This window comes from Streptomyces sp. ADI95-17, assembly GCF_003846175.1.
Classification (GTDB): Bacteria; Actinomycetota; Actinomycetes; order Streptomycetales; family Streptomycetaceae; genus Streptomyces; species Streptomyces sanglieri.
Map to the genome: position 1 here is coordinate 322,435 of NZ_ML123051.1, position 2,056 is coordinate 324,490.

2 protein-coding genes and 1 pseudogene are annotated in these 2,056 nt (G+C 64.8%); 1 reads left to right on the top strand and 2 read right to left on the bottom strand.

What is annotated here, in order from left to right; all coding sequences use genetic code 11:
* On the bottom strand, nucleotides 1–744 hold a 744-nt coding region (locus EES42_RS36260), incomplete at its 3' end, for a transposase (protein ID WP_241196844.1).
* Between the two features lie 535 nt (nucleotides 745–1,279).
* Between EES42_RS36260 and EES42_RS36265 the strand changes: the two genes are divergently transcribed.
* Nucleotides 1,280–1,723, top strand: coding sequence for a glutaminase (locus EES42_RS36265; protein WP_124722458.1), 444 nt, complete (start codon nucleotides 1,280–1,282; stop codon nucleotides 1,721–1,723).
* Between the two features lie 70 nt (nucleotides 1,724–1,793).
* On the opposite strand, the pseudogene EES42_RS46780 reads toward EES42_RS36265, so the two are convergent.
* Nucleotides 1,794–2,056: pseudogene (locus EES42_RS46780) on the bottom strand (transposase); the annotation flags it as partial.

Here is a 2,056-nt window from a genome sequence, read left to right on the forward strand (position 1 = left end):
GATCATCCCAGGCCGGTCAGTCAACGTGACAGTGCCGTTGCGGAGTCGGCCCAGTACCTGCGCGCCGGTCGCGGTCACCACCCTGAGGAAGGCGTTGCCGTCGAACCCCTTATCCCACAGCACCAGCATGTCCGGCCTGAGCAGGTGCAGCAGACGGCCGGCATAACTGGTCTCGCCCTCGTCGGTGGGGCCGAACACGGCGCCGATCAGGGACCTGGTCCCGGTTTCGACCAGCGTCATCAACTCCAGGGTGGGATAGCCGTGATGCGCCGTCCGTCCCAGCCAGGCCCGGTTACGCGGCGAGTCCGGTACCCGCAGCGAGCTGCAGCCGTCGAACGATACTGTCCGGTAGCCACCGAACCGCACCCCCGGCGTCATCGGGCGGGCCAGCGGCCCGGCGAGTACCTCGAACAGCGCCCGCATCGGTGCGGTTCCCAGCCGGCGCCGCAGGTCCCGCAACCCCTTCGCGCTCGGCGAGGCCACCGGCATACCCGCCAAGCCGCCGACCAGCTTGTCCCACACCAGCCGGTAGCCTACCTCGGGGAACAGACACGTCGCGAGCAGGAAGTACACCCCGACCCGGGACGGCAGATCGCGCAGCCGCCGCACCGTCCGTGTCTCCGCCAGCGCCGCATCGACCAGCTCGAACGGCACGACGGCCGTCAGTTCGCCGAGGTGACCGGGGGCGAACCTCCCCGCGGCCACGGTCACCGTACGAGTGATAGCCGTCAGCGGCGACGGCAGGACAGAATGCAACAGCAACGGAGCTCTTCGGGAACAAGCTGTCTTGGTCGACTGCCTGTACCAACGAGCTCCGTTGCGCTTTGCCCTTGACCCCTCAACGCACTTGCGTGACCTGCGGAAACGCTAACTACCCGGCCTTGGGGTCAGGGCCCCACTCAAGCATGAAGATTGCGATCGAGTATTAGCCATCTGGGACCAGATCACCGGCGCTGCCCGCCAGCCCACCACGGCCTGAGCAAAGGCCCAAAACCCCGCCACCATGCCCCGACACACCGTCAGACACCCACACACCCAACAACGTGACAACGCCTTCGCGAGCGAGCAGGGCATTCGTAAGAACAGCGGGCTCATCAGATTGGTGCCGAGAACAACTTGGGGTTGTACAGTACGATCCTGGACAGTTTGATCTTCACCTTGGCGAGTTTCAACTGACAGTCATGGAGGCTAGGAGCGATTTGATGCCATCATCAGCGCCGATTATTCAGCTTGTTACCGAGGATCCCGTGTTAAACGCGATCATCCAAGGGAGGCCGCAATGACGCGGCTTGCTGGGTTGCTCGATAAGGCGCGCGCGGATCTTGAAGAGTCGCCGAAGAATGCGCTCGGTGAAGAACGGGACTCGCGCTGGCGCGGGCGGCGCATTGTCCGGGTCGGTTCGGCTTGGCATCTAGGTGTTCTCCTGCTGACTGAGGACGCTGTCTTTGCCACTGCGGACGTGCTCAAAGTCGTCCAACCTGACAGGCGCGGCCAAATATCGGAGGTCGCACAGCAGCGGGCAGAGCTCATTCGCCGCTGTCTTCTCGGAGGATTCCGCGTGGGTGAGATCGTCCATGTCGGCTGGGAGGCTATCGACCTTGATGAGGGTGGTGGTCCACTGAAGATGCACGATGGCGTTCCGTTCGTGCAATTGAGCAGCACAGGAAGGTCCCTTCCTGCGGCATCATATCTCGCCGAGCAAGTTGCGATCCTGCGGCAGTAGTGGGTGCTCAGCCAACCTGAAGTCAACGCTCCGTCCGTTTGTGCTCAGCGGGCGCACCTAAGCTTGGCGTTTATCCTCGGCGGGCTTGGTGTTCCTTGATCGATTCGGCGCGTTTGACGGTCTTGTCGACATCGTGGTGCCTGGCCCGGTTTTTGTTCTTCGAGCCTGCAGGCCGTCCCGGCCCTGGCCGGGACGGTTTCGGCGCGGCCGCGGGCCGGGCCGCGGCCGCGCGGACGTTGCGAAACCCCCGCCGCACCCGGGCGGGGGTGAGCCGGCGGGGCTCGGTCGGTCGTTCCCAGGGACGGCGAAGGTCCTCCGCGAGTGGCCGGGCCA

Excerpts from the sequence above, each read along its gene's own strand:
- EES42_RS36265 (WP_124722458.1), top strand. The coding sequence starts at position 1,280 with ATGACGCGGCTTGCTGGGTTGCTCGATAAGGCGCGCGCGGATCTTGAA.